We start from the raw sequence: 21605 nt of genomic DNA on the forward strand, positions 1-21605 counted from the left end.
CGTCCAAGCGAAGCGATTTAATTGACTTGTTAAATGTCATCCACCTGTTCACAAACCCATTCTTCGTTAACGGTGTTCCGGCTTGCGATATATCCAGGGGGTAAAGTAGCTATCTTATGGAGAGATTCATCAAATGAAATTGCCTGCTCCATACTCACAACTAATGTATCCGAGGGCTTGCTAGTTGTGCCGCACATAAAAGCCCAAGAGTGATCATCCGAATAATGTATGACCTGTAGAATAGGAAAACCCATTTCTACCACCTGCTTTGTAATGAGTGCTGCAACATTTTTTTCTTGATCGAAATTCCATTCCATTGGTAATTACCTAAAGACATTTAACGCCTAAAGCAGTCGCGCCGGAGGCGTCGGATGGCTTTTCTTGTTATGGCGACTTGGCACAACAAGCAGCATGATAGATAAAATTACGGTACTTATAGCTAACAGGTAAAGAAAGTTTACCAGTAGCCCCCATTCAGTTGGCAAGTTCGCTAAATCAATTTGAATTTCAAAAATCTGCTGAAGAGCCAGTAAATTAACAACGTTAATAGGTAGTGTTAACCAGAATAAAAATACCCACCATGCTGATAGCTTTATATCCCTTAGCCTTCTGACAATGATTGGCTGTAACAAGGTTAGATATATAAGGGCAAGCAAGTTTTTAATTAGTGCATATTGAACTATGCCGGTTTCAGATAAAGGATAAATTGATTCTCTTAAATAGCTCACCAAGTAGGCTATAGCCGCTAAGGCAATAACAGCCAAGAAAAACTCTTTTCTACTTGCAGTTCCTTTGAATGAAAATAGAGATCTCATTTGCTACTCGCCATAACAGCTAAATATATATCAAATTGACGTGATTAAACGCGTCAATTTGATATATATCTCCAAGAATAGAAATTAGAAAGGGTATTTAATATTTTGATTTTCATAAGCTTTCCTTGCTTAGAGATATTATGCTTTCGGGAAAAAACATCAATTTGATCTACTATCCTTGCACAACAAACAAACGGATGAAATACTGTATATAAAAACAGCACAAGGATGTGTTTTATGCCCTCACCTTTTATCCAATCAATTCGTGATCATTTACGTGCGCGCCACTATAGCAAACGCACCGAACAAACGTATATCTACTGGATACTCAAATACATTCGCTTCCACAACAGGGAGCATCCTAATAATCTAACCACAGCACACATTGTTAAATATCTAGAGCATCTTGCACTTAAACAGAAAGTATCACCCTCGACGCAAAAAACTGCTCTGAATGCTTTGATGTATCTTTACAAACAGGTGTTAGGTTGGGATCCATCATCCTTGGAATTAGGTGATTTTCATCGTGCACAGACACCTAAAAAACTACCTGTTGTTTTAACACAGTCCGAATTAAGGCTTTTACTTGCTCATCTTCAAGGGGAGTATTTAGCTTGTGCAAAAATGATGTATGGATCTGGTTTAAGAGTAATGGAAGTATGTCGACTAAGGGTTAAGGATATTGATTTTGAGAGACTTTCAGTCACAGTTAACGACGGCAAAGGAAGAAAAAATCGTATTACCACTCTATCTGAAGCATGCGTACCAGATTTGCACAGACAATTAGAGATCTGCCAAGCCTACTTTCAAGAGGATAAAGCAGCTGAACATTGGGATGGTGTTTATCTACCCTACGCTCTATCAAAGAAATATCCAAAAGCCCCTTTTGAATTCGCATGGCAATATCTATTTCCAGCCAAAGTTCGCACAATTGATAAAAGGGAAAACAATGCGATCAGAAGGCATCATATTTATGACCAATCCCTACAACGCGCCTTTAAAAAGGCAGTTGCAGCTTCAGGTATTAACAAACCCGCAACCTGCCATAGCCTTCGCCATAGTTTTGCAACACACCTCTTAGAACGCGGTGCGGATATAAGAACGGTGCAAGAACAGCTTGGGCATAGCGACGTAAGAACTACTGAGATCTATACCCATGTGCTTAATCGCGGTGGTCGAGCTGTTATTAGTCCATTACAAGATCTATAGAAATATATTTATGAGGGCTAGATTGAATCTAGCTCTCTGTTCAACCTGCCATCGAATACTGCTCTTCCAACCTACTCGTACCCAACCCACTCATCTTCTTAACTTTAATCTGCACTGGGATGCGCTCTTTCATTGCTTCAATATGACTGATAACACCAATCATCTTGCCTGATGCATTTAGGCTATCCAACGCATCCAATGCCGTATCTAAGGTTTCACTATCGAGGGTACCGAAACCTTCATCCAAGAACAGTGAATCGATACTGGTTTTCTGACTAACAAGATCTGACAGGGCCAATGCTAATGCCAAGCTGACTAGGAAGCTTTCACCGCCTGATAATGTTTTGGTATCGCGCACGGTATCTGCTTGCCAGGTATCCAGTACTTGAAGCTCTAGAGCACCCGATTGTTTTCTCTGCAGCATATAACGACCATGCAGACGTTCTAGCTGTTTGTTCGCTAGGTGAACCAAATGGTCGAGTGTTAGGCCTTGAGCAAAGCGGCGGAATTTATCTCCCTTTTGAGAGCCAATAAGGGAGTTCAAATAGGAAAGATCATCATATTCTTGTTTTGACTGCTCTACCTCAGCAAATAGCTGCTGTTGCGATTCACGGCGCTTTTCGTTGTCTTGTAGTAGTGCAGTGCCTTCGCCCTTTTGAAGTAAAAGCTGTTTAATCTGATTATCTAGCTGAGCCAACTCTATAGCGATTTGCTCACCATTGATCTTTTCATACTGCTTTTCTAATCCAAACTGCTGTAACTCTATTAGTTGCTGCTCAGCTTGTTTAAGTAAAGTTTCAGAATGCTGTTCAGCTTTGGCGATCTCTTCGCTTAGCGCTTTTAACTGCTGCCTCTCTTCGTCAGAAATTAGGGCATCGAGGAGTGCCAGCTCAGAATCAAATGGACTACCTTCTAGCGCTTGTTGCCATTTAATTTTCTGACTACTAAATTCAGTTTGGAGTAGACCCAGCTGTTGTTCTTGCTCAGTAATCGTTGTCTGCAAACGTGTTAACTCGGTTTCGTGCTGTTTATGTGTAGCTGATACCTGCTGGTGGTTCTGCTCAGTTTTGTCTATCTCTGCAAGCAAACATGAGCGTTCATCGGCAACTGATTTATCACCAAATAGCGTCCTACGCGTCGCTTGCTTTTCTGCCAGATCCTGTGAGAGATCATTAAGACTGTTTTGCTGATCAGTACAGAGTGCAGTTTGCTTTTCTAGCGATTGATTAGCCTGAGTTAACTCAACCGCCGATGTTTCTTGGATGCGATTTAAGGTTTCAAGGCGCTGCTGTAACTGCTGTAAGTTAGCGATTTGGCTTTCTAGCGTATTTAACCAATCCGTTAGCCCTTGTTCGGGTAGCGTCAGTCGTAATTCAGTCACCTCTTGAGATAGACCTTGCTTAACTGCAGCGATCTGCTCGTTAAGCTCTTGTAGACGCTGTGTATCTTTAAGCTGCAACTGAGTTAGGTTTTCAAACTCTTTGTTGCACAGTTCTAAATTGGCTTGAGCTTGCTGTAAGGTCTGTTCTGCCTTATGGATCCCTTGCTGTTGTTGATTGATCTGCTCACTAAACTGGCGCAGCTGTTCGATTTCTGATTGCTGGTTATTTAGCTGCTGCTCGAATTGCGTGATTGCATAATCAAGCTGTTCAGTCTGATTTGGCCCGAAACTAAACCCCAACAGTTGCTGTAAAACTTGCCACTCATGCTGAAGTTGCTGTAGCTGATCATTAGTCTGTTGCAGACGGGTTTTAAGGTTAACGATCTGCACAGTCGTTAATTGGTTATAGCGTTCTCTTAGTTGTGTACCTTGAGTCTTAAGCTGATCACGCGCTTGTTCAGCCTTAACAAAGCGCTGCTCGGTTTCACCCATATCTAGAGGTTGATAATCAGCCACTAGGGGATGCTCTTTTGAGCCGCACAGCGGACAAGGCTGATCCGGTTGAAGCTTAGCCCGCTCTGCTTCGAGATTTTGTATTTGGCGCTCTTGCTCTAACAGTCGCTTTAAATCTTTGAACTGCTGATCTTCCCTCTGATACTGCTCACGAAGATTAGTGAGATCACCTTCAATTTTCTGAGCAGTAACCTCCAGCTGACTTAACTCATTACTGCCAACAGTTTGCTCACTTTGCAGCTGGATATACTGAGCAGATAGATTCTTCGCCTGAATAAAGCTTGCTTGCAGCGATTGTTGCTGGCTGCACTGTGCTTCGATATCGGCTAGTAGACGGCCATTTAATAGTGCTTGCAACTGCTCCTGAGTGTTCTTAAAGCCGTCGATCAACTTCTCTTTTTGCGTGGTACTTTCAGATACATCTCGCTGTAAATACTCAGTTTTTTGTTTTTCCGTATCTATTTGCTTTTGTAAGCCTGAAAGGTGATCTGTCAGGTTTTTAACTTCAGCCGTATGTTGATGTGTTTGCTCTAGCTGACTACGCCATAAAGGGATACGCTCTGCAGCACCTTCAAGATGACAAAGTTCGGCTATTTGATTTTCAAGCTGCGAGGTTTCAGCCTTGGCTTGATTAATTTTGTCGTTAATCTGTTTTTGTGCTGTTTTCTGCTGTTCTAATTCAGACTGATGCTTTTTCAGTTCAGCAGTAGCGCTCTCTTTTAATTGAGTAAGCCGTTCACACTCAGCATCCAACGGCACTACTTGCTCGTTAATCAGCGTTTCTTGTTCTGATTGATGCTGTTTAGTCTGTTTTAGTTTTAGCTCTGCTTCATTAAGAGATTGCGCAGAACTTTTATGCTGATCGGTAGCGGATACTAGTTGAGCTGCATTTTGCTCTTTAATCTGTGCAAGATCGTTAAGCCGTTGCTTTGCACTTTGATAAAGTTGGTACGGAGCTTTTAGTTTCTCAGCCGGTTCGCTCACTGCTAATTTTTCTAGAGAGCCTTTAGCCGTTTCTTTACGCTGCTTAACGCCTTCCTGTTCAGCCAAAGCGCTTTGTTTTTGTTGCTCAGCTTTTTGCAGATCAGTCCACCAGCGTTCCTTTGATTGCTGTTCGCTCTGCTCTTTCTCTAAGGTTTTAAGTTGTGCACTAATCGCTGATTGTTCGGATTTAAGCTCAGCAATCTTCTCATCCGATAACAACTCAACACCTTTAGCCTGTGCTTCGAGTTGTTTGAGGTGGTTATCTGTCTCTTTAAACTGCTCGTATACCTTCTCTGATATCAAGCTGTAGATAGCCGTACCGGTTAACTCTTCCAGCAATCCGGCTCTTTCATTGGCATCAGCATTGAGAAACGCTGCGAATTGGCCCTGAGAGAGCATCATAGATTTAGTAAAGCGGTCAAAGTTTAAGCCGCTAATTGTCTCGATTAGCTCATTCTTCTGCTTAACCTGTGAAGCAATGATTTTGCCTTCACCGCTTTCACCTACCTCTGCCAATTCAACTTTGGCTTCTTGTAGATTGCCATCAACCTGATCTCTGGAGCGACGTTGACTCCAAAACGCACGATAACTTTTACCTATTACTTCAAACTCAACTTCAGCGAGCGAGTCTGCTGTACCACGGGTCATCAGTTCATTCGTGCTTTTAGAGATTGTCCCTAAGCGAGGCGTACGGTGATACAAGGCCAAGCAGATCGCATCTAAAATTGTCGTTTTACCGGCACCTGTCTGGCCTGTGATGGCAAAAAGACCATTATCGATAAACGGCGATTGAGTAAAATCGATCTTCCACTCACCCTTCAGTGAGTTAATGTTTTTAAAGCGCAGCGCTAAAATTTTCACAGGCTTTTCTCCTCTGCTGTATCCAGAGCTAAAGCAGAGAAAAGATCGTCTTGATCGATCTTATTGTCATTTAGCTGTTTAGCCTGCTCAACTTTTTCCGTTTTGCCTTTTGCGTGCTTGTTTTTAACTGCAATGGATTTTGGCTCATCGGAAGAATCATTCTCTAAAGAAAACAGATTCAGCGTGTTGTTGTCGTTTTGTTTTTCCTGTCCAAGCTCTTCTGATTCATCATCACTATCAGATGCATCAACTGGAGCGTGCTTACTAGGATCCTCTAAATCCTCTGGTTCTGAGCGATCATCTTGCTCTTGCTCTTGCTCTTGCTCTTGCTCTTGGCAGTCTTGAGCAGGAGGTGTCTGTATTGAAGAAAAGAACTCATCCGCTGGCTTACTGGCATGAAGATCATTTTCAGACTCCACAGTCGTTACGATCTGGCAGAAGCGATCTTTAAGGCGTTGAACACGGTTTTGTTCGGCTTCGGATTCGAAAACCTCATCATTAAGCCTACGTGTGAAAACCTCGTAAGCATTCAATTCAGAGAGTGTCTCTTTCTCCCTGCCGACTAAACCTCGTTGGGTCTGTTTACGCGCCCTTCGTAGCTGCAGAACCTCAACGTTAAGATCTTGGGTTAATTGCTCAATACGCTGGGTAAGATCGTTCAGGTAATCTTGGGTTTGAACCTCAATCGATAACCAAACCGGAAGTTCATGCTGTTGAGACTCAAGTTCGTTCAATTGCGCTTTAATAGAATCTAGATCGCCCTTGATACTTGCCATAGGTTGGAAGGTCGGTACTAGGAGCGGTGTTATTTTTTTTAAATGGCTTTGTTCAAATTCAACCATCAATACCTGCTTTTGCGTACCGATCTCATCAAAGCTTAAAGGGATTGGTGAGCCGCAATAGCGAATATGCTCAGACTTAGCGACTATCTGTGGCCGGTGAATATGGCCTAAAGCGATGTAATCTGCTGGTGGAAATGCACTGGCTGGAAATGCCTCTAGATTGCCAACATAGATATCACGAACAGACTCAGAGGTTTTAACACCCATTGCTGTTAAATGCCCTGTAGCGATGATCGGGATAGGCAGCCCAAGCTCTTTTCGCTTTTGATTAGCCAGATCATAGATGGCTTGGTAGTGTTCTGCGATTGCCGTGCCTAATGAATGCGCTTTATCTTTAGCCGATTGATCAGCAGCACTTTGCATCACATCACGAGGACGAATATAAGGAATTGCACACAGGATGGCAGCCGGTTCACCTGAGCGATGATTCAAGGTAATAATCTGCTGCTCAAGTTCTGATTCAACACTCGCTATGACTTCCGCATTGAGATGTTTAAGCAGGCCTTTGGATTCATTCAGCGTAGAAACAGAGTCATGATTACCGCCTAAAACCACTAACTGACAATCGAGTTTATTTACTTCGATAACGAGTTGATTATATAACTCTCGCGCATAACTTGGAGGCGAACCTGTATCGTAGACATCACCTGATATTATTAATGCATCTATTTGATTTAATTGAATTTCACCTAATAGCCATTTTATAAATTCTTGGTGTTCGGCTAATCGGCTTTTTCCAATAAAGTGCTGACCTAAGTGCCAGTCAGAGGTGTGTAAAATGCGCATTAAGTAAGGCTCGGCAATCCATAGATACAATGAAACTTCACCTCCATTGAGGTGAAGCTCATATTATATTGTTACCGCTAGGAGCACCATCCATAGTCTCTGCAATATGGTGGAGTTAGCTAGGTAATTTTTCAGCGGTTAGATACTGTATTAATGCCTGTTCAGCATTAGCACAGTGATAGGTATCTTCGTGTTGTTTGAGCGTTTGGTAGGTAACTTCAAAGACACTGTCGCTAATCACTAGCACAAGGACATCGGTCTCATCCTCATCATCAGCACTAGCCTCCTCTGGGTCATCTGTGTCGAATTGATAAAAGCCCGCCTGCGGTATATCCATATCCTCTTCAAATCCATCTAGATAATCCTCAATAGACATCTGATGAACTTCGAGCACTTCATCAGCACTAAATTCGAGAATCGAATAAGTTTTGGGTACTGATAGAAAGTCCCGTTTTACGGCATAACACAGCACCAAACTCTGCTTGCGACCCTCTTGTCTCAGTAGATAACGAACATCAGATTGAGGCTCTACTTCTGGTGCAGATAATTTCTTGATAATAGAAAATGTAATCACAACTTAATCTTCCAAAACGTAAGATGGCAGATCAGCTTCTACAGGAACAGGCGTTGGTACGCCATCATCATCGATCGCGACAAACTTAAAAATAGCCTGCGTCACCTTTTCACGCTTACCAATCCGACTACGTCTCACCCAAGCTTCAACGTGAATTTCCATCGATGTACGGCCTACTTTGACAATTTCCGTGTAGACGCCCAGCACATCACCCACTTTTACTGGTCGGATGAAAGACATGCTATCTACCGCCATAGTTACTACACGAGTTTGTGCGCGTTGGCCTGCACAGATACCTGCAGCAATATCCATCTGCGATAACACCCAACCACCAAAAATATCGCCTGAAGGGTTGGTATCACCTGGCATAGCCATTGTACGTGTAGTCAGTCGGCCCTTTGTAACTTCTTGTGTTTGGTCTTGATCAGACATAATGCATGGTCCTACTTCTTAGATGGAGGTCTGTTATTCCAATATGTACTTATAACTATACCTTGGTCTATAAGGTTTTGCGTAAGTTGTTTTGAATCCTTACCCTAGAAAGAGCCTAGAAAGCGACGCTTCAACCTTTTACCTACATGCGCTTATTGGCATAATACGCACCAAATTTATCTCCTTACTCGCTCCTTAAGAGCGCAGTCATCTATAGCGGATCTAATATCGTGTTAACCACAGCAAATATCACCATGCAGTTTGGTGCTAAACCTCTATTCGAAAACGTTTCAGTTAAATTTGGCGAAGGTAATCGCTACGGTTTAATTGGCGCCAATGGCTGTGGTAAATCCACATTTATGAAGATCTTAGGCGGAGACCTAGAACCAAGCGCAGGCAATGTATCCAAAGGGCCAAACGAGCGTATTGGTAAGCTAAAACAGGATCAGTTCGCTTACGAAGAATTCAGCGTCATGGATACCGTTATTATGGGCCATGAAGAATTATGGGCTGTTAAATCAGAACGTGATGCAATCTACGCTAATCCAGAGATGACTGAAGAAGATGGCATCCGTGCAGCAGAGCTCGAAGGCGAATTCGCTGAGATGGACGGCTACAGTGCTGAATCACGTGCAGGCGAACTGCTTTTAGGTGTTGGCATCCCCACAGAACAGCACTTCGGTCCGATGAGTGAAGTGGCGCCAGGTTGGAAACTCCGAGTACTGCTTGCTCAGGTGCTATTCTCTGAGCCAGATATCATGCTTCTCGATGAACCTACCAACAACTTGGATATCAACACGATCCGTTGGCTAGAAGGTGTTCTTAACGAGCGTAACTGCACTATGATCATTATCTCGCACGACCGTCACTTCCTAAACAGCGTGTGCACGCATATGGCTGATTTAGACTACGGTGAGCTGCGTGTTTACCCAGGCTCCTACGATGAGTATATGACGGCATCGACGCAGGCACGTGAACGTCTGCTTGCTGATAACGCTAAAAAGAAAGCACAGATCGCTGACCTTAAGAGTTTTGTTAGCCGCTTCTCTGCCAATGCCTCTAAATCTAAGCAAGCAACGTCACGAGCACGACGTATAGAGAAGATCGAGCTAGAGGAGGTTAAACCTTCTAGCCGTCAGAATCCATTTATCCGCTTCGAACAAGCTACCAAGCTACACCGACTAGCCGTTGAAGTTGAAGGCTTAGGAAAATCTTTTGATGAAGAGTTGTTTAAAAACCTTAACCTAATGGTAGAGGTTGGCGAGCGCATCGCGATTATCGGGCCTAACGGTAGTGGTAAAACCACCCTATTACGTTGTCTGTATGGTGACCTTCTACCAACAGCTGGCGAAATCAAATGGTCTGAGAACTCAGAATTTGGATACTACGCCCAAGATCATGCAGCTGATTTTGAAGAAGATAAAACACTGCTTGATTGGATGGGTCAATGGGGCCAAGAAGGCGATGATGAGCAAGTTATCCGCGGTACGCTAGGCCGTTTGTTGTTCTCACAAAAAGAGATCAATAAATCAGTTAAAGTGATCTCTGGTGGTGAGCAAGGCCGCATGTTATTTGGCAAGATTATCCTTCAGCGTCCAAATATCATGCTGATGGATGAGCCAACTAACCACTTGGATATGGAATCGATTGAATCCTTAAACCTTGCCCTAGAGAACTACCCAGGTACGTTGATCTTTGTCAGCCATGACCGTGAGTTTGTATCCTCCCTAGCAACCCGCATTCTAGAGATCACGCCTGATGGCATTGTCGACTTCCGCGGTGGTTACGAAGACTACCTGAAGAGCCAAGGCGTAGAATAAACCTAAGCGCTAATGCCTAAAAAGCCTGATTGCAGTTAACCTCAATCAGGCTTTTAAATTTTTCCTCCTTGCATAAATTACTTTCAATTCTTTGGTGAGCTTTATGATTATCGTCTGCCCTAGCTGTCATACATCCAACCGTATTCCTGATGACAAATCACATGTCGACGGCAAATGCGGTAAGTGCAAAGGTCCGCTACACACCCATCAACCAGCTGAGCTAGATGACCAATCTTTTGAAAAGTATGTAGATAGTAATGAGTTACCTGTCATCGTAGATTTCTGGGCAAGCTGGTGTGGCCCATGCCAAATGATGAAGCCCATATTTGAGAAGACTGCAGCTGAATCTGAAATACTGCTCTTTGCAAAAGTAGATACCGAAAAAGCTCCACGTACTAGCCAAAACATGAATATCCGTAGCATTCCTACCCTTGTGATGTTCCAAGCTGGCAAAGAGATCGATCGAGTCGCGGGCGCACTTTCAGAACCGCAGCTAAAGCAATGGATTTTGCAAACTCTACAAAAGGCATAACGTCATTATGGAGCTGAACAATCAGATAGCTAAAGAGCTGGGCATCAAAGCACAACAAGTTAAAGCCACAATAGAATTATTAGATAGCGGTTCAACCGTCCCGTTTATTGCCCGTTATAGAAAGGAAGCTACCGGTGCACTAGATGATGCTCAGTTAAGGCAGCTTGCAGCTCGTTTAGATTATCTTCGTGCTCTAGTGGCTCGTAAACAAACAATCACAGAGAAACTCCAGCAAGATGGCGTATTAACACCAGCGCTCCACCAGCAGATTAACCAGATCAATAGTAAGACTGAGCTAGAAGAGCTCTATCAACCATTCAAGAGTAAACGCAAAACCAAAGCTCAAATCGCTATTGATGCTGGCCTAGGAAAATTACTCGATCAAATCATTCAAAAGCCAGATCAACAACCTTACGCTTTAGCCAAAGCTTTTATCTGTTCTGATAAAGGTTTCAGTTCCAAAGATGAGTGCTTAGAGGGTGCTCAAGCCATCTTAACGGATCGTCTGGTAACAGATCTGAAGTTACAGGCCGAACTAAAACTACGTGTGTGGAATGAAGCCAAACTAAAGGTATCTGTTAGCAAAGGCAAAGAAAGCGAAGGTTCAAAATTCCGTGATTACTTTGCCCATAGTGAAGCGATTAAATCCATCCCTTCACATCGCATGTTAGCGATATTACGTGGTATCAATGAAGGCATACTGAAATCCGCTTTAGATATGGATGAAAACCGCTTTAAGACTTTCCTATCCAAGATGACAGGTCTTCCTCACTACGGACCTTCAGGGAAATGGCTCACTCAAGCGGTGCATACAGCCTGGCAAAGTCGTATCAAATCTAAACTCACTAAAGATCTGATAGCAAAACAAAAAGACTCCGCAGAAGCCGAGGCAATTAAAGTATTTAGCCGGAATCTTCACGACCTTCTGCTCGCAGCACCTGCAGGTGCTAAAACCAGCTTAGGGCTCGATCCGGGTCTTAGAACTGGGGTTAAAGTTGCTGTTATTGATCCAACGGGCCGTTTGTTAGAGCACACGACGATCTACCCTCACCCACCAAAAAATCAGTGGGAACAAGCAATCGATAAGCTTTTTAAGCTTTGTAAGAGGCACAATGTCGAGCTGATTAGTATTGGCAATGGTACTGGCTCACGAGAAACCGATAAACTCGTTACGGAGATGTTTAAGCAACACGACTCGATTAATGCTCAAAAGCTTATTGTGAGTGAAGCTGGTGCTTCAGTTTACTCGGCATCTGAACTTGCTACTAAGGAGTTCCCTGACCTAGACGTATCTATTCGAGGTGCGGTGTCGATAGCGCGTCGCTTGCAAGATCCTTTAGCTGAGCTAGTAAAAATTGAGCCCAAAGCGATTGGTGTTGGTCAATATCAACACGATGTAAACCAATCCGAGCTTAATCATGCACTGGAAGCTGTGATTGAAGATTGTGTGAATGCAGTTGGCGTAGATCTAAATAGTGCTTCACCTGCAATTTTAAGCCGCATTTCTGGATTGAACACAACACTAGCTAACAACATCGTTGCTTATCGTGATGATAACGGCGCTTTCACGAGCCGAACTCAGCTTAAAAAAGTTGCTAGGCTTGGCCCCAAAGCCTATGAGCAAGCCGCTGCCTTTTTACGTATACAGAATGGCAAACAGGTTTTAGATAACTCCTGTGTTCACCCTGAAGCTTACAGCGCCGCGCAACGCATAGCTCAAGAGAACCAACGTAGTTTAGGTTCAATTATCGGAGATAGTGACTTCTTACAATCACTTAACCCGCAAGATTACACCGATTCTACCTTTGGCCTTTATACCATCAAGGACATCATCAAAGAGCTCGAAAAACCGGCCAGAGATCCGCGTCCTGATTTCAAAACAGCTACATTACAAGACGGTATTGAAAGCGTTAGTGATCTTATTGAAGGCATGGTACTGGAAGGTACAGTTACAAACGTGACTAATTTTGGTGCTTTTGTCGATGTTGGCGTTCACCAAGATGGTTTGGTGCATATCTCGCAACTGGCTAACCGTTTTGTCAAAGACCCGCATGATGTCGTTAAACCAGGTCAAATTGTCAGCGTTAAAGTACTTGAAGTTGATCTTAAGCGGAAGCGAATCTCCCTCTCAATGCGTACTGAATAATAGAATAATTCTCATTTTAGTATTAATGAGAATTATTCATTTCTCTGCATTTATTTAATTAAAATTCATTCATTAAAAAACTATCTTTATTGTTCAAAATCAATAACTAAGAGGAGACATAAGCTATAACTAATACTAGACTGTAACCACACGCTTGATTGAAGTAGATTCCATGGTTACAAAAATAACAAATTTACTATGGATGCAGGCTGGCGCATGCAGTGGAGATACAATGTCACTCCTTTGCGCTGATAAACCTTCATGGCCTGAATTCGTGCAGCAATATCAATTGGATGTCCTTTGGCAGCCCTCTCTCTCAACTCGCCCTATGCGCGAGTTAATTTCCGATATAGATCTAATCCTAACCGACCAAAAGCCTCTAAATATTTTATGCATTGAAGGTAGTCTTGCACTCGGCCCTAACGGCAGCGGTATGTTTGATACCTTTAACGATCGCCCTAAAGCTTTTGTTATTAAGGAATTAGCAGAAAAAGCAGATTATGTTGTAGCCGTAGGTACATGTGCAGCCTACGGTGGAGTACCAGCAGCCCCACCAAATCCGACCGAGTGCACGGGGATGCAATCGAGCCAAGGTAGTTCTGGCGGCTTATTACCTGATTCATTCAGAAGTAAAAGCGGCCTGCCCGTCATCAATATTTCTGGCTGCCCTACTCATCCGAACACAATCATTCAAACCCTTATTGCTATCATCAAAGACTACCCTCTTCCTCTTAATAACTTTAACCAACCGGAAGCCTTTTACAGCACGATGGTCCATCAAGGGTGTACTAGGAATGAATACCATGAATACGATATCGAAGAGGAGCAATTCGGAGAAGCGGGTTGTTTGTTCTATAACTTAGGCTGCCAAGGCCCATATACAACAGCAACTTGTAATACTGAGCTTTGGAATAACCGCAGTAGTAAAACCCGTGAAGGCGTACCCTGTTTAGGCTGTGTTTCGCCAGATTTCCCAAGAGATGCTCCCTTATTCAAAACGGAAAAAGTCGGTGATATCCCAGTAGCACTACCATTAGGCGTCAGCCGACCACGGTATATGGCATATAAAGGCCTCGCAAATGATGCGGCTCCAATCAGAATCATTGAACGTAAAATGAAACCTTAAGTAGTACGGTTATGAGCAGAAGAGTAAAAGTACAGCTAAACCGAGTAGAAGGTGACCTTGAGCTAGAACTTGAAGTGGATCAAGGGGTCGTCACTAATGCTTGGTGTATCGGCACAATGTATCGGGGTTTCGAGCAGATACTCATTGGCCGAGCAGCCATGGATTCACTGGCGATCACCCCAAGAATTTGCGGTATTTGTAGCACTGCGCATCTATATGCGAGTGTACTTGCATTAGAATCCATGTCTCATATCACGCCACCGCCTAATGCCATCAGAGTAAGGAATATCTGTTTGTTAGCTGAAGAGATTCAGTCTGATTGCAGGCAAACATTTCTGATGTTTACCCCTGATCTTTGCCATCCTAACTACTCCAAACTCAAGCTTTACGATCAGATAAAAAAACAGTTTGAGGATATGACTGGGAGCATTTATCAAGATGCTGTCCGATTTAGTCGCGATATAATTGAAATCGTCGCTATATTTGGTGGGCAGTGGCCTCACTCTTCTTATATGGTCCCTGGAGGAGTCACTTCCCTCCCTGATACCAATAAAGTCATTAGTGCATTAAGTGTGGTCGACAACTATATCAATTGGTTAGAAACGAAAGTACTTGGAGTATCCATAGAGCTTTGGATTCAGATTGACAGCTTAGAAAAACTTAATGAACTCACCGAAAGAGGTAAAGGCGCTGCGAGTCTATTCTATCAATTCGGTAAAAATATCGCGTTAAATCAAATTGGCGGGGGCTGTAAATTATTGATGAGTTATGGCTCCCTTATCGATCCAGATAATCCAGAAGATACATTACGCAATCGTGGAATCTACGATGCTACAACCCAAAGTTTTGAGCCTTTAGATCAAGAACAGATTACTGAGGATATCAGTTACAGCTGGTACCATGATGACCAAGCTGCACCACGTCATCCTCATGACGGTCTAACTCAACCAAAATACGATCCTGACAGCAATCGTTACAGCTGGGCTAAAGCCCCTCGCTATAACGACCAAGTCGTCCAAACAGGTCCTTTAGCGCAGCTTATTTTAGATAAAGACCCTCTTCTTCTTGATATGTTAAAGAAGCAAGGTGGCAATACTCTTCTAAGGCAATTTGCACGAATACAACGCCAAGTTAGCTCAATCACTCTGTTAAAAGAACAGCTTCAAGGCCTGTTAGCTAATATCTCTGAACCAACTATGGTTCACCAACCCCTCTTGGATGGTGAAGGTATAGGCATGATTGAAGCCGCGCGAGGAAGTCTCGGTCATTGGATGAAGGTAGAAAATGGCAGCATCATTGGCTACCAAGTAATCACACCCACTGCTTGGAACGCATCACCTAGAGATCAAAATCAACAACCTGGTCACATCGAAAGCAGCCTAATTGGTATAGATATTCCAGATATAGATGATCCTTTATCTGTCGGTCACGTGGTCCGCTCTCATGATCCTTGTTTAGTATGTACCGTACATCTACTAGGCAGTAACAAGAAACACCGTTATGGAGTGATTTAATGACGGTGATTTTATGCTTTGGAAATGAATGGCATGGGGATGATGGCTTTGGTTATGCAGTCTATAACACTCTCAACCAAACCGATTTGCCGTCAAAAGTAGATCTTTACTATTGCGCTACTAATAGTCTGACAGCTACTCGTTTGATCAAAGACACATCGCGATTAATATTGGTCGACGCCTACCAATCCGACAGCAACAATGCGGGTACACTACAGTGGTTCTCTAAAGATGAGTTCCAGACAAGCTATGCCAGAAACCTTCACGATGGAGGCTTAGAAGAGCTTATTAAGCATTGCGACATTTTGTTTGACTCACAAGAACTTGTGATTGAGATTTTGACGGTAACAATCCACCAAGTCTCAAGTTTTTCTGAGAAACTTTCTCCTATTATTGAGGAATGTGTCCCTGAAGCCTGCAATCAGATCTTAAACCGTGTGAGTCAGGAGCCGCTCTATGTTTGCTCCTGAGAAACAAATGACCCGTTTAGTTATTGAGCGAGAAGTTAATATTCAAGGTCATATCCGCTGGGTTGCTCACCCTGAACACAAAAAAAATCGACTATTAATAATCGAGCACCAAAAAAAACTATACGCCCTACCTCTCTATTGCCAGCACGCACATGTTTCGCTTCTTGAAGCCAAAATGGATGACAATGGAAAGGTTATTTGCCCTAAACACGGTTTAACCACTGACCTAAAAACTAATCCAGAAGTTTTTACTGTCGAACGACAAGGTGATTTCTTTGTTACAAATACCCTCCCTCTAATTGAAACCAAAACAGTAGAAACATGTGAGGAAGATTTAGATCATCAAACTGAATTAGATGTATTAAAAACAGTCAATTCAGCATTGCAGAAAAAAGTACTATCGAACCTAGAGTCAATGGACTCAATGCTAAGTGAAGTCGAGCATAAAAAGGTAGAGTTAGAAGCAAACAATCAACATCTACTTTCGGTCAATCAGCTGATTGATAGCATTACTAATACAATGGAGGAGTTCTTAGTCGTCACCGATAATCAGGGACGAATCACCCGGGTAAATCGTTATGCTGAATCCATTTTAAATGTAAAAGCCAAAGAACTAATTGGAAGCTCGCCCGACAACTTCCTTCGTGACGAAACCCTTACTGAAATCATTGAAAGGTTTCCTGCAAAAAACTGGGACCAGAGACCATATTTATATCGCGCAGTTTATAGCAACGATGGTTTTGAACAAGAGATACGCTTTCGTGACCCAACAGGCCGCCATAAAGATGTTAGCCAGAAATATTTTCTGCTAAAAGGCACTTTAATTTACGGGTCAGCGGGTAAAGAGGAAGGGCTCATCCTTTCTGCTACAGACATATCCGTAGTAAAAGCTAAAGAGAAACAGAAACGCCAAGCAGATATTGAGAAACACCTACAGTTGCTTCAAAGCACCTTATCCACCATCAGTCAGGGTGTGGCTATGTTTAGCGGTATAGGTGATCTACAAACCTTTAATGAGTCATTTACAACCAACATTAATGTAGATTCCGACATACTAGCGCAAATACCGGGCTATGAAGTTCTATTTAGCAACAACCAAGAGATCTTAGACCCGCAACAGATACCGCCTTGCCAGAAATTGATCTCAGATAAATACCAATGGGTTCAGACATTTAAAGATGGAAGAATAATTGAATGTGAATCTGCTCCTACGCCGACTGGAGGCTTTGTAGTTACGACTCGTGACATAACTCAGAGCAGGAAAAACGAAGAACACATTCGCCTCCTCTCAACAACCGTCGAACAAAGTTCTAGTGAAGTCGTTATTACAGATACTGAAGGCACTATTGTTTATGTAAACCCCATGTTTACAGAAAATACAGGCTATAGCGCAGAAGAAGCAATCGGTAAAAAAAGCAACATTGTTCAATCTGGGGAAATGCCAGCAGAATTTTACAAAGAGCTTTGGTCAACTATCAAAGCCTCAAATAGATGGAAAGGCGAAATCCTCAATAGAAAAAAATCAGGTGAAAAATTTTGGCAATCCATGTCTGTTACCCCAATCTTAGATAACAACGGGGATATTAGTCATTATTTATCATTAAAGGCCGACATCACTAAACAGAAACGAGCTGAAAAACGCCTAAGGTATCAAGCCGAACATGATTTACTTACTAATCTACCGAATAGGTCAGTCTTACTTCATCAACTTGAAGATTCCATAGTAGATGCAAGGGAGAACCATAAGGCGTCTGCAGTTCTCTTTATGGATCTTGATAATTTTAAAGATGTGAATGACACATTAGGACATTTAAGTGGTGATATTCTTCTCAAGCTTGTCGCAAGGCGTTTGCAGCTATGCACAAAATCCACTGATTTAGTCGCAAGGCTTGGAGGAGATGAATTTGCTATTGTTCAAAATGACATCACTTGCCTCGATGATCCTAAACATCTAGCGCAACAGATCATCTCTTCAATAACTCGACCCTTTAAAGTTGATGATCACTTATTACATATTGGCATTAGCATAGGCATAACCCTATTACCTTCTGACGGTTTAGACACAGGCATTCTCCTGCAAAATGCAGATATGGCAATGTATGAGGCCAAAGGGGTATCGGGGAGCCATTACCATTTCTTCGATTTAGAGCTGCAAAAAAGCATTCAATATAAACGTACTATCGAAACGCATCTTCATCATGCAATTGAATACGATGAACTTAGTCTTTTATTTCAACCCAAAATTGATATTCAAACAGGCTTAGTTGTCGGTGCAGAAGCTTTATTACGATGGCAAAGTAAAGAGCTTGGGAACATATCTCCCGCTGAATTTATACCGATTGCTGAAAGAAGCGGTCTGATCATCAAATTAGGAAGCTGGGTATTAGATAACACGCTAAAACATATCGCTGCATGGTCTCAAAGCAATATAACTGTACCTAAAATTGCCGTTAACCTCTCAACGATTCAGCTACTCGATGCCAATTTAATACTGGATATAGAAACTGCACTCAGCACTCATCAAGTCCCCGCTCACAAGCTAGAACTTGAGATTACAGAAACAGCAGCCATGTCCGATCCTGAACTGTCACAAGTTCAATTAGAGGCTATAAAGAACACAGGAGTTAGTATCGCACTAGATGACTTCGGTACAGGTTATTCTTCACTGTCTTACCTTGCCTCATTACCTGTTGATCGAATCAAAATTGATAGAAGCTTTGTTAATGACATCCAATTTTCTAGCCAGTCCAAAGCCATCATTGAATCGATCATACATCTGGGCAATATTATGGGTAAAATAGTGATTGCTGAAGGTGTAGAAGAAAAGGAACAACTCTGTTTACTGCAAGACCTAGGCTGTCATGAAGTACAGGGGTATTATATTTCTAAACCGATTACAGCAGATCAATTTATTCATTTTTTGAATAACAAGAAATAGGGCTACGCATATATGTTTATTGCTATGAACCGCTTTAAAATCATTCCGGGTAAAGAAAATGATTTTATTGAAATTTGGAAAAACCGAGATACATATCTAGATGAAGTGCCAGGCTTTAAAAGCTTTGATTTGTTACAAGGCCCTAGCTCTGAAGAATCCACTATTTTCATCTCTCACAGCATCTGGGAATCGGAAGAAGCTTTCAAACAATGGACGAAATCTGAAGCGTTTAGAAAAGCACATGCCAACGCAAAACCTGCACAAGGTATCTATTTAGGGCCACCTCAATTTGAGGGTTTCACCAAAGCCTTTTAAGAAATAAAAAAGCGGCTGAATAAGCCGCTTTTTTAATCTATCAATGTATCTATAAGATCGATCATGAACTCAGTTTGCTCTTCCGTCATGACCTCCCAACCTTCTAGGTCCATACTTTGCAGTACACCCAGCCCTTTGGGGTCATTTCGCATACTGATCAGAAACTCTTGGAATTGTGGAATCAAAGGTTCTAACTCCGGGGAAACCAATAAGGCATGATGAACGTCACTGATTTCACTCGCCACCAATACCTTCATCTGTTTACGAATCAGTTCGGATAGATCGTCGTAGGCATCCTTTAAAAAGAATCCAGCATCAGCCTCATTATTAATCAGGCGCTTAGCAACAATCACATAAGTATCAACCGTACTCAGTTCGGTATTAGAGCCATCTAAATCTGCAGGCTCCAACATAATCATACCAATCCGGTTTACATCAGGATCACTGGTAGCAACCAGGCGGCTATTTGGCTTTAGATCTTCTACACAATTATATTGGGCATCTATATTGCTTGCGATGATCGTTTCATCAGATTTGGAAATGGGGCGTACAACCGCTTTAAATCCCAATTCACGTACAAGCATTGAAGCGTCAAATGGATTTGCGTAAACAAGATCATACTTACCATCTTGAATATCTTTTCTTTGCGCTTCAAAACTATCGTAAAGCTCTAAATGAACCGGTCGGTCTAATTGGCGTTGTAACCAAGTGTTAAAAATAAACCAACCGGAGATATGATCCGGAGAAAAGTCCGGACTCACTGTTAAATTAAGCTTCAAGGAATCACCCTACTTCATGGTTAAATACAAGGCTTCGCTTTCTGCTATTTTTCGAAGGGAAGGCTTTCGCCTTACAGAAGTGTAACCAACGACAGAACCATTACGGACATTTGGAATGACAGTCGCTTTAACCCAATAGTAACTGCCATCTTTACGCAAATTCTTTACGTAACCATGCCATTTTTTTCCGGTCTTTAGCGTATCCCACAAATCTGCAAACGCTGCTGCAGGCATATCTGGGTGTCTCAAAATGTTGTGATTTTGCCCAATTAACTCTTCCTGAGAATAACCAGACATTTCTACAAATGCCTGATTAGCATGGGTAATAACTCCTTTCGTATCCGTACGAGAGACAATAAGCTTACCTTCTGGGTAAGGCTCTTCTTTATCGAGTATTTGAGCGGTGCGACTCTCACCGCCAAAATATTTGATGACAACTTCTTGAACGCTTTCAGTCTGCGGTTCTGGCATCAATTAACCTAAATATTTTATAGAATTTTACCAATAGCTTCAGCTGCACGTTTAACATCAAGGAAGATTAAACCTAAGCGGGCGTTAGGTTTAGCTACTACAGTTAGCACAGACTCATCATTTGCGTGAGTCATCAAGATATAACCCAAATCGCCTTTTACAAGAACCTGTTCCAACTCGCCACGAGCTAGCTCACTTGCTGTACGCTCACCAAGCGAAAGCATGGCAGCACTCATTGCACCTACTCTATCTTCGTCCAGACCTGCTGGAAGAAGAGCTGCGATCATAAGACCATCCGTTGAAATGACAGCGGAAGCTTCAATCTCTGCTGAAGTTCCATTTAAGTCACTCAGGATTGAGGTCAACATTTCTGAGCGCATATACTTACTCCTTTAATGTAAGGCATTAAAATACAGTTATCTGAGATTAGATCATTGATAGATATCAATAATCGAGATAACGCCTTGCTAAAACGCTTAATAAATCTACATAATTCCCTTGATTCAAACGTGGCATCTGATCAATAACCAGCACAAAACGTTGATGACCAAGGTGAATTACCCAAAACCCAACTTGGCTCAAACCAACTGGGTCTAACATTCCCCATGACTCTCCCATAAATGAAAGGTCACGATTTAGTAATAAACTGTGCCGTTCGTGAAGCGAACTTAAATCTGCTGCCAAAGCACATAGTGCCTCAGCATGATCGGCATCATAACCTGTTGATCCAAGGCAAAAGCCATGGTCATCAGCTAAAGCAACTTTGCCAGAGCTAGATAAACCAGATAGCAATTCTGGGAGTATCTTTTCGATCGAGTCACTGATCATTCGCGATGGAGTTTTGCTCAATTGAACAAAATTCTTATCAATCAGTTTGTCGAACAGCTCTTTAGCTTCGCCTTCATCAAGATCCGTCAATTCCATTACCAATTCATGACTGAATGGTAAAGAGACATCAGAACTAAGAAGCTGGAGCAATAAGGCTCTGGCGTCATCCGGCTCAGAGCCTACAGTCGCGTAGAAAGCCCCTGCCGGACAGATCTGAATAAATTGATTTTGGATAGTAGCATTTGTCACAAAATAACTCCGATACCTTT

The 21605-nt window shown here is 42.4% G+C and carries 19 protein-coding genes; 9 read left to right on the plus strand and 10 right to left on the minus strand.

What is annotated here, in order from left to right:
- Positions 1 to 29: 29 nt before the first annotated feature.
- Entirely contained in the window at positions 30 to 317 is a 288-nt protein-coding gene (locus ACMXYW_RS08580) for a hypothetical protein (RefSeq protein ID WP_415903717.1), read from the minus strand.
- Positions 318 to 344: 27 nt separating this feature from the next.
- The gene (locus ACMXYW_RS08585; protein WP_415903718.1) at positions 345 to 815 is read right to left on the minus strand and encodes a DUF805 domain-containing protein; all 471 of its coding nucleotides are present in this window, start codon (positions 813 to 815) and stop codon (positions 345 to 347) included.
- A 237-nt stretch (positions 816 to 1052) separates the two neighbouring features.
- On the opposite strand from ACMXYW_RS08585, the gene ACMXYW_RS08590 reads away from it, so the two are divergent.
- Positions 1053 to 2024 (plus strand): integron integrase, encoded by a 972-nt coding sequence (locus tag ACMXYW_RS08590; protein WP_415903719.1) that lies wholly within the window; start codon positions 1053 to 1055, stop codon positions 2022 to 2024.
- A gap of 40 nt (positions 2025 to 2064) precedes the next feature.
- Here ACMXYW_RS08590 and ACMXYW_RS08595 read toward each other — a convergent pair whose 3' ends face one another.
- From ACMXYW_RS08595 to ACMXYW_RS08610, 4 genes are all read right to left on the minus strand, one after another.
- Positions 2065 to 5763 carry an SbcC/MukB-like Walker B domain-containing protein gene (locus tag ACMXYW_RS08595; protein WP_415903720.1) on the minus strand — a complete coding sequence of 1233 codons (3699 nt, stop codon included), beginning with the start codon at positions 5761 to 5763 and terminating at the stop codon, positions 2065 to 2067.
- Positions 5760 to 7391: an exonuclease subunit SbcD gene (gene sbcD / locus ACMXYW_RS08600; protein ID WP_415903721.1), complete on the minus strand. Its 1632-nt coding sequence runs from the start codon at positions 7389 to 7391 to the stop codon at positions 5760 to 5762. Before sbcD ends, ACMXYW_RS08595 begins: the two co-directional genes overlap by 4 nt.
- A gap of 115 nt (positions 7392 to 7506) precedes the next feature.
- Positions 7507 to 7965, minus strand: a complete 459-nt coding sequence (locus ACMXYW_RS08605) for a hypothetical protein (RefSeq protein WP_415903722.1) — start codon at positions 7963 to 7965, stop codon at positions 7507 to 7509.
- A 3-nt stretch (positions 7966 to 7968) separates the two neighbouring features.
- Entirely contained in the window at positions 7969 to 8397 is a 429-nt protein-coding gene (locus tag ACMXYW_RS08610) for an acyl-CoA thioesterase (protein WP_415903723.1), read from the minus strand.
- Between the two features lie 230 nt (positions 8398 to 8627).
- On the opposite strand from ACMXYW_RS08610, the gene ACMXYW_RS08615 reads away from it, so the two are divergent.
- From ACMXYW_RS08615 to ACMXYW_RS08650, 8 genes are all read left to right on the plus strand, one after another.
- Positions 8628 to 10217 (plus strand): ABC-F family ATPase, encoded by a 1590-nt coding sequence (locus ACMXYW_RS08615; protein WP_415903724.1) that lies wholly within the window; start codon positions 8628 to 8630, stop codon positions 10215 to 10217.
- Between the two features lie 103 nt (positions 10218 to 10320).
- Positions 10321 to 10749, plus strand: coding sequence for a thioredoxin TrxC (gene trxC, locus ACMXYW_RS08620; RefSeq protein WP_415903725.1), 429 nt, complete (start codon positions 10321 to 10323; stop codon positions 10747 to 10749).
- A 7-nt stretch (positions 10750 to 10756) separates the two neighbouring features.
- Positions 10757 to 12895, plus strand: coding sequence for a Tex family protein (locus tag ACMXYW_RS08625; protein WP_415903726.1), 2139 nt, complete (start codon positions 10757 to 10759; stop codon positions 12893 to 12895).
- Positions 12896 to 13127: 232 nt separating this feature from the next.
- Positions 13128 to 14021, plus strand: a complete 894-nt coding sequence (locus tag ACMXYW_RS08630) for an NADH:ubiquinone oxidoreductase (protein ID WP_415903727.1) — start codon at positions 13128 to 13130, stop codon at positions 14019 to 14021.
- An 11-nt stretch (positions 14022 to 14032) separates the two neighbouring features.
- Positions 14033 to 15535 carry a nickel-dependent hydrogenase large subunit gene (locus tag ACMXYW_RS08635; protein ID WP_415903728.1) on the plus strand — a complete coding sequence of 501 codons (1503 nt, stop codon included), beginning with the start codon at positions 14033 to 14035 and terminating at the stop codon, positions 15533 to 15535.
- Positions 15535 to 16005 carry a hydrogenase maturation protease gene (locus ACMXYW_RS08640; RefSeq protein ID WP_415903729.1) on the plus strand — a complete coding sequence of 157 codons (471 nt, stop codon included), beginning with the start codon at positions 15535 to 15537 and terminating at the stop codon, positions 16003 to 16005. The genes ACMXYW_RS08635 and ACMXYW_RS08640 overlap by 1 nt, the downstream gene beginning before the upstream one ends.
- Positions 15992 to 18943, plus strand: coding sequence for an EAL domain-containing protein (locus tag ACMXYW_RS08645; protein ID WP_415903730.1), 2952 nt, complete (start codon positions 15992 to 15994; stop codon positions 18941 to 18943). Before ACMXYW_RS08640 ends, ACMXYW_RS08645 begins: the two co-directional genes overlap by 14 nt.
- A gap of 12 nt (positions 18944 to 18955) precedes the next feature.
- Entirely contained in the window at positions 18956 to 19258 is a 303-nt protein-coding gene (locus ACMXYW_RS08650; RefSeq protein ID WP_415901006.1) for an antibiotic biosynthesis monooxygenase family protein, read from the plus strand.
- 32 nt (positions 19259 to 19290) lie between these two features.
- Here the strand turns inward: ACMXYW_RS08650 and ACMXYW_RS08655 are convergent, their stop codons facing one another.
- The 4 genes from ACMXYW_RS08655 to ACMXYW_RS08670 all read right to left on the minus strand — a co-directional run bounded on the left by ACMXYW_RS08655 (position 19291) and on the right by ACMXYW_RS08670 (position 21585).
- Positions 19291 to 20037, minus strand: a complete 747-nt coding sequence (locus tag ACMXYW_RS08655; RefSeq protein ID WP_415901005.1) for a phosphate/phosphite/phosphonate ABC transporter substrate-binding protein — start codon at positions 20035 to 20037, stop codon at positions 19291 to 19293.
- A 9-nt stretch (positions 20038 to 20046) separates the two neighbouring features.
- Positions 20047 to 20508 carry a PAS domain-containing protein gene (locus ACMXYW_RS08660; protein ID WP_415903731.1) on the minus strand — a complete coding sequence of 154 codons (462 nt, stop codon included), beginning with the start codon at positions 20506 to 20508 and terminating at the stop codon, positions 20047 to 20049.
- 17 nt (positions 20509 to 20525) lie between these two features.
- Positions 20526 to 20888, minus strand: a complete 363-nt coding sequence (locus tag ACMXYW_RS08665; protein WP_415884529.1) for a roadblock/LC7 domain-containing protein — start codon at positions 20886 to 20888, stop codon at positions 20526 to 20528.
- Between the two features lie 64 nt (positions 20889 to 20952).
- Positions 20953 to 21585, minus strand: a complete 633-nt coding sequence (locus ACMXYW_RS08670) for a hypothetical protein (RefSeq protein ID WP_415903732.1) — start codon at positions 21583 to 21585, stop codon at positions 20953 to 20955.
- Positions 21586 to 21605: the final 20 nt, after the last annotated feature.

The organism is Neptuniibacter sp. QD48_55, assembly GCF_047778115.1.
Taxonomy (GTDB): domain Bacteria; phylum Pseudomonadota; class Gammaproteobacteria; order Pseudomonadales; family Balneatricaceae; genus Neptuniibacter.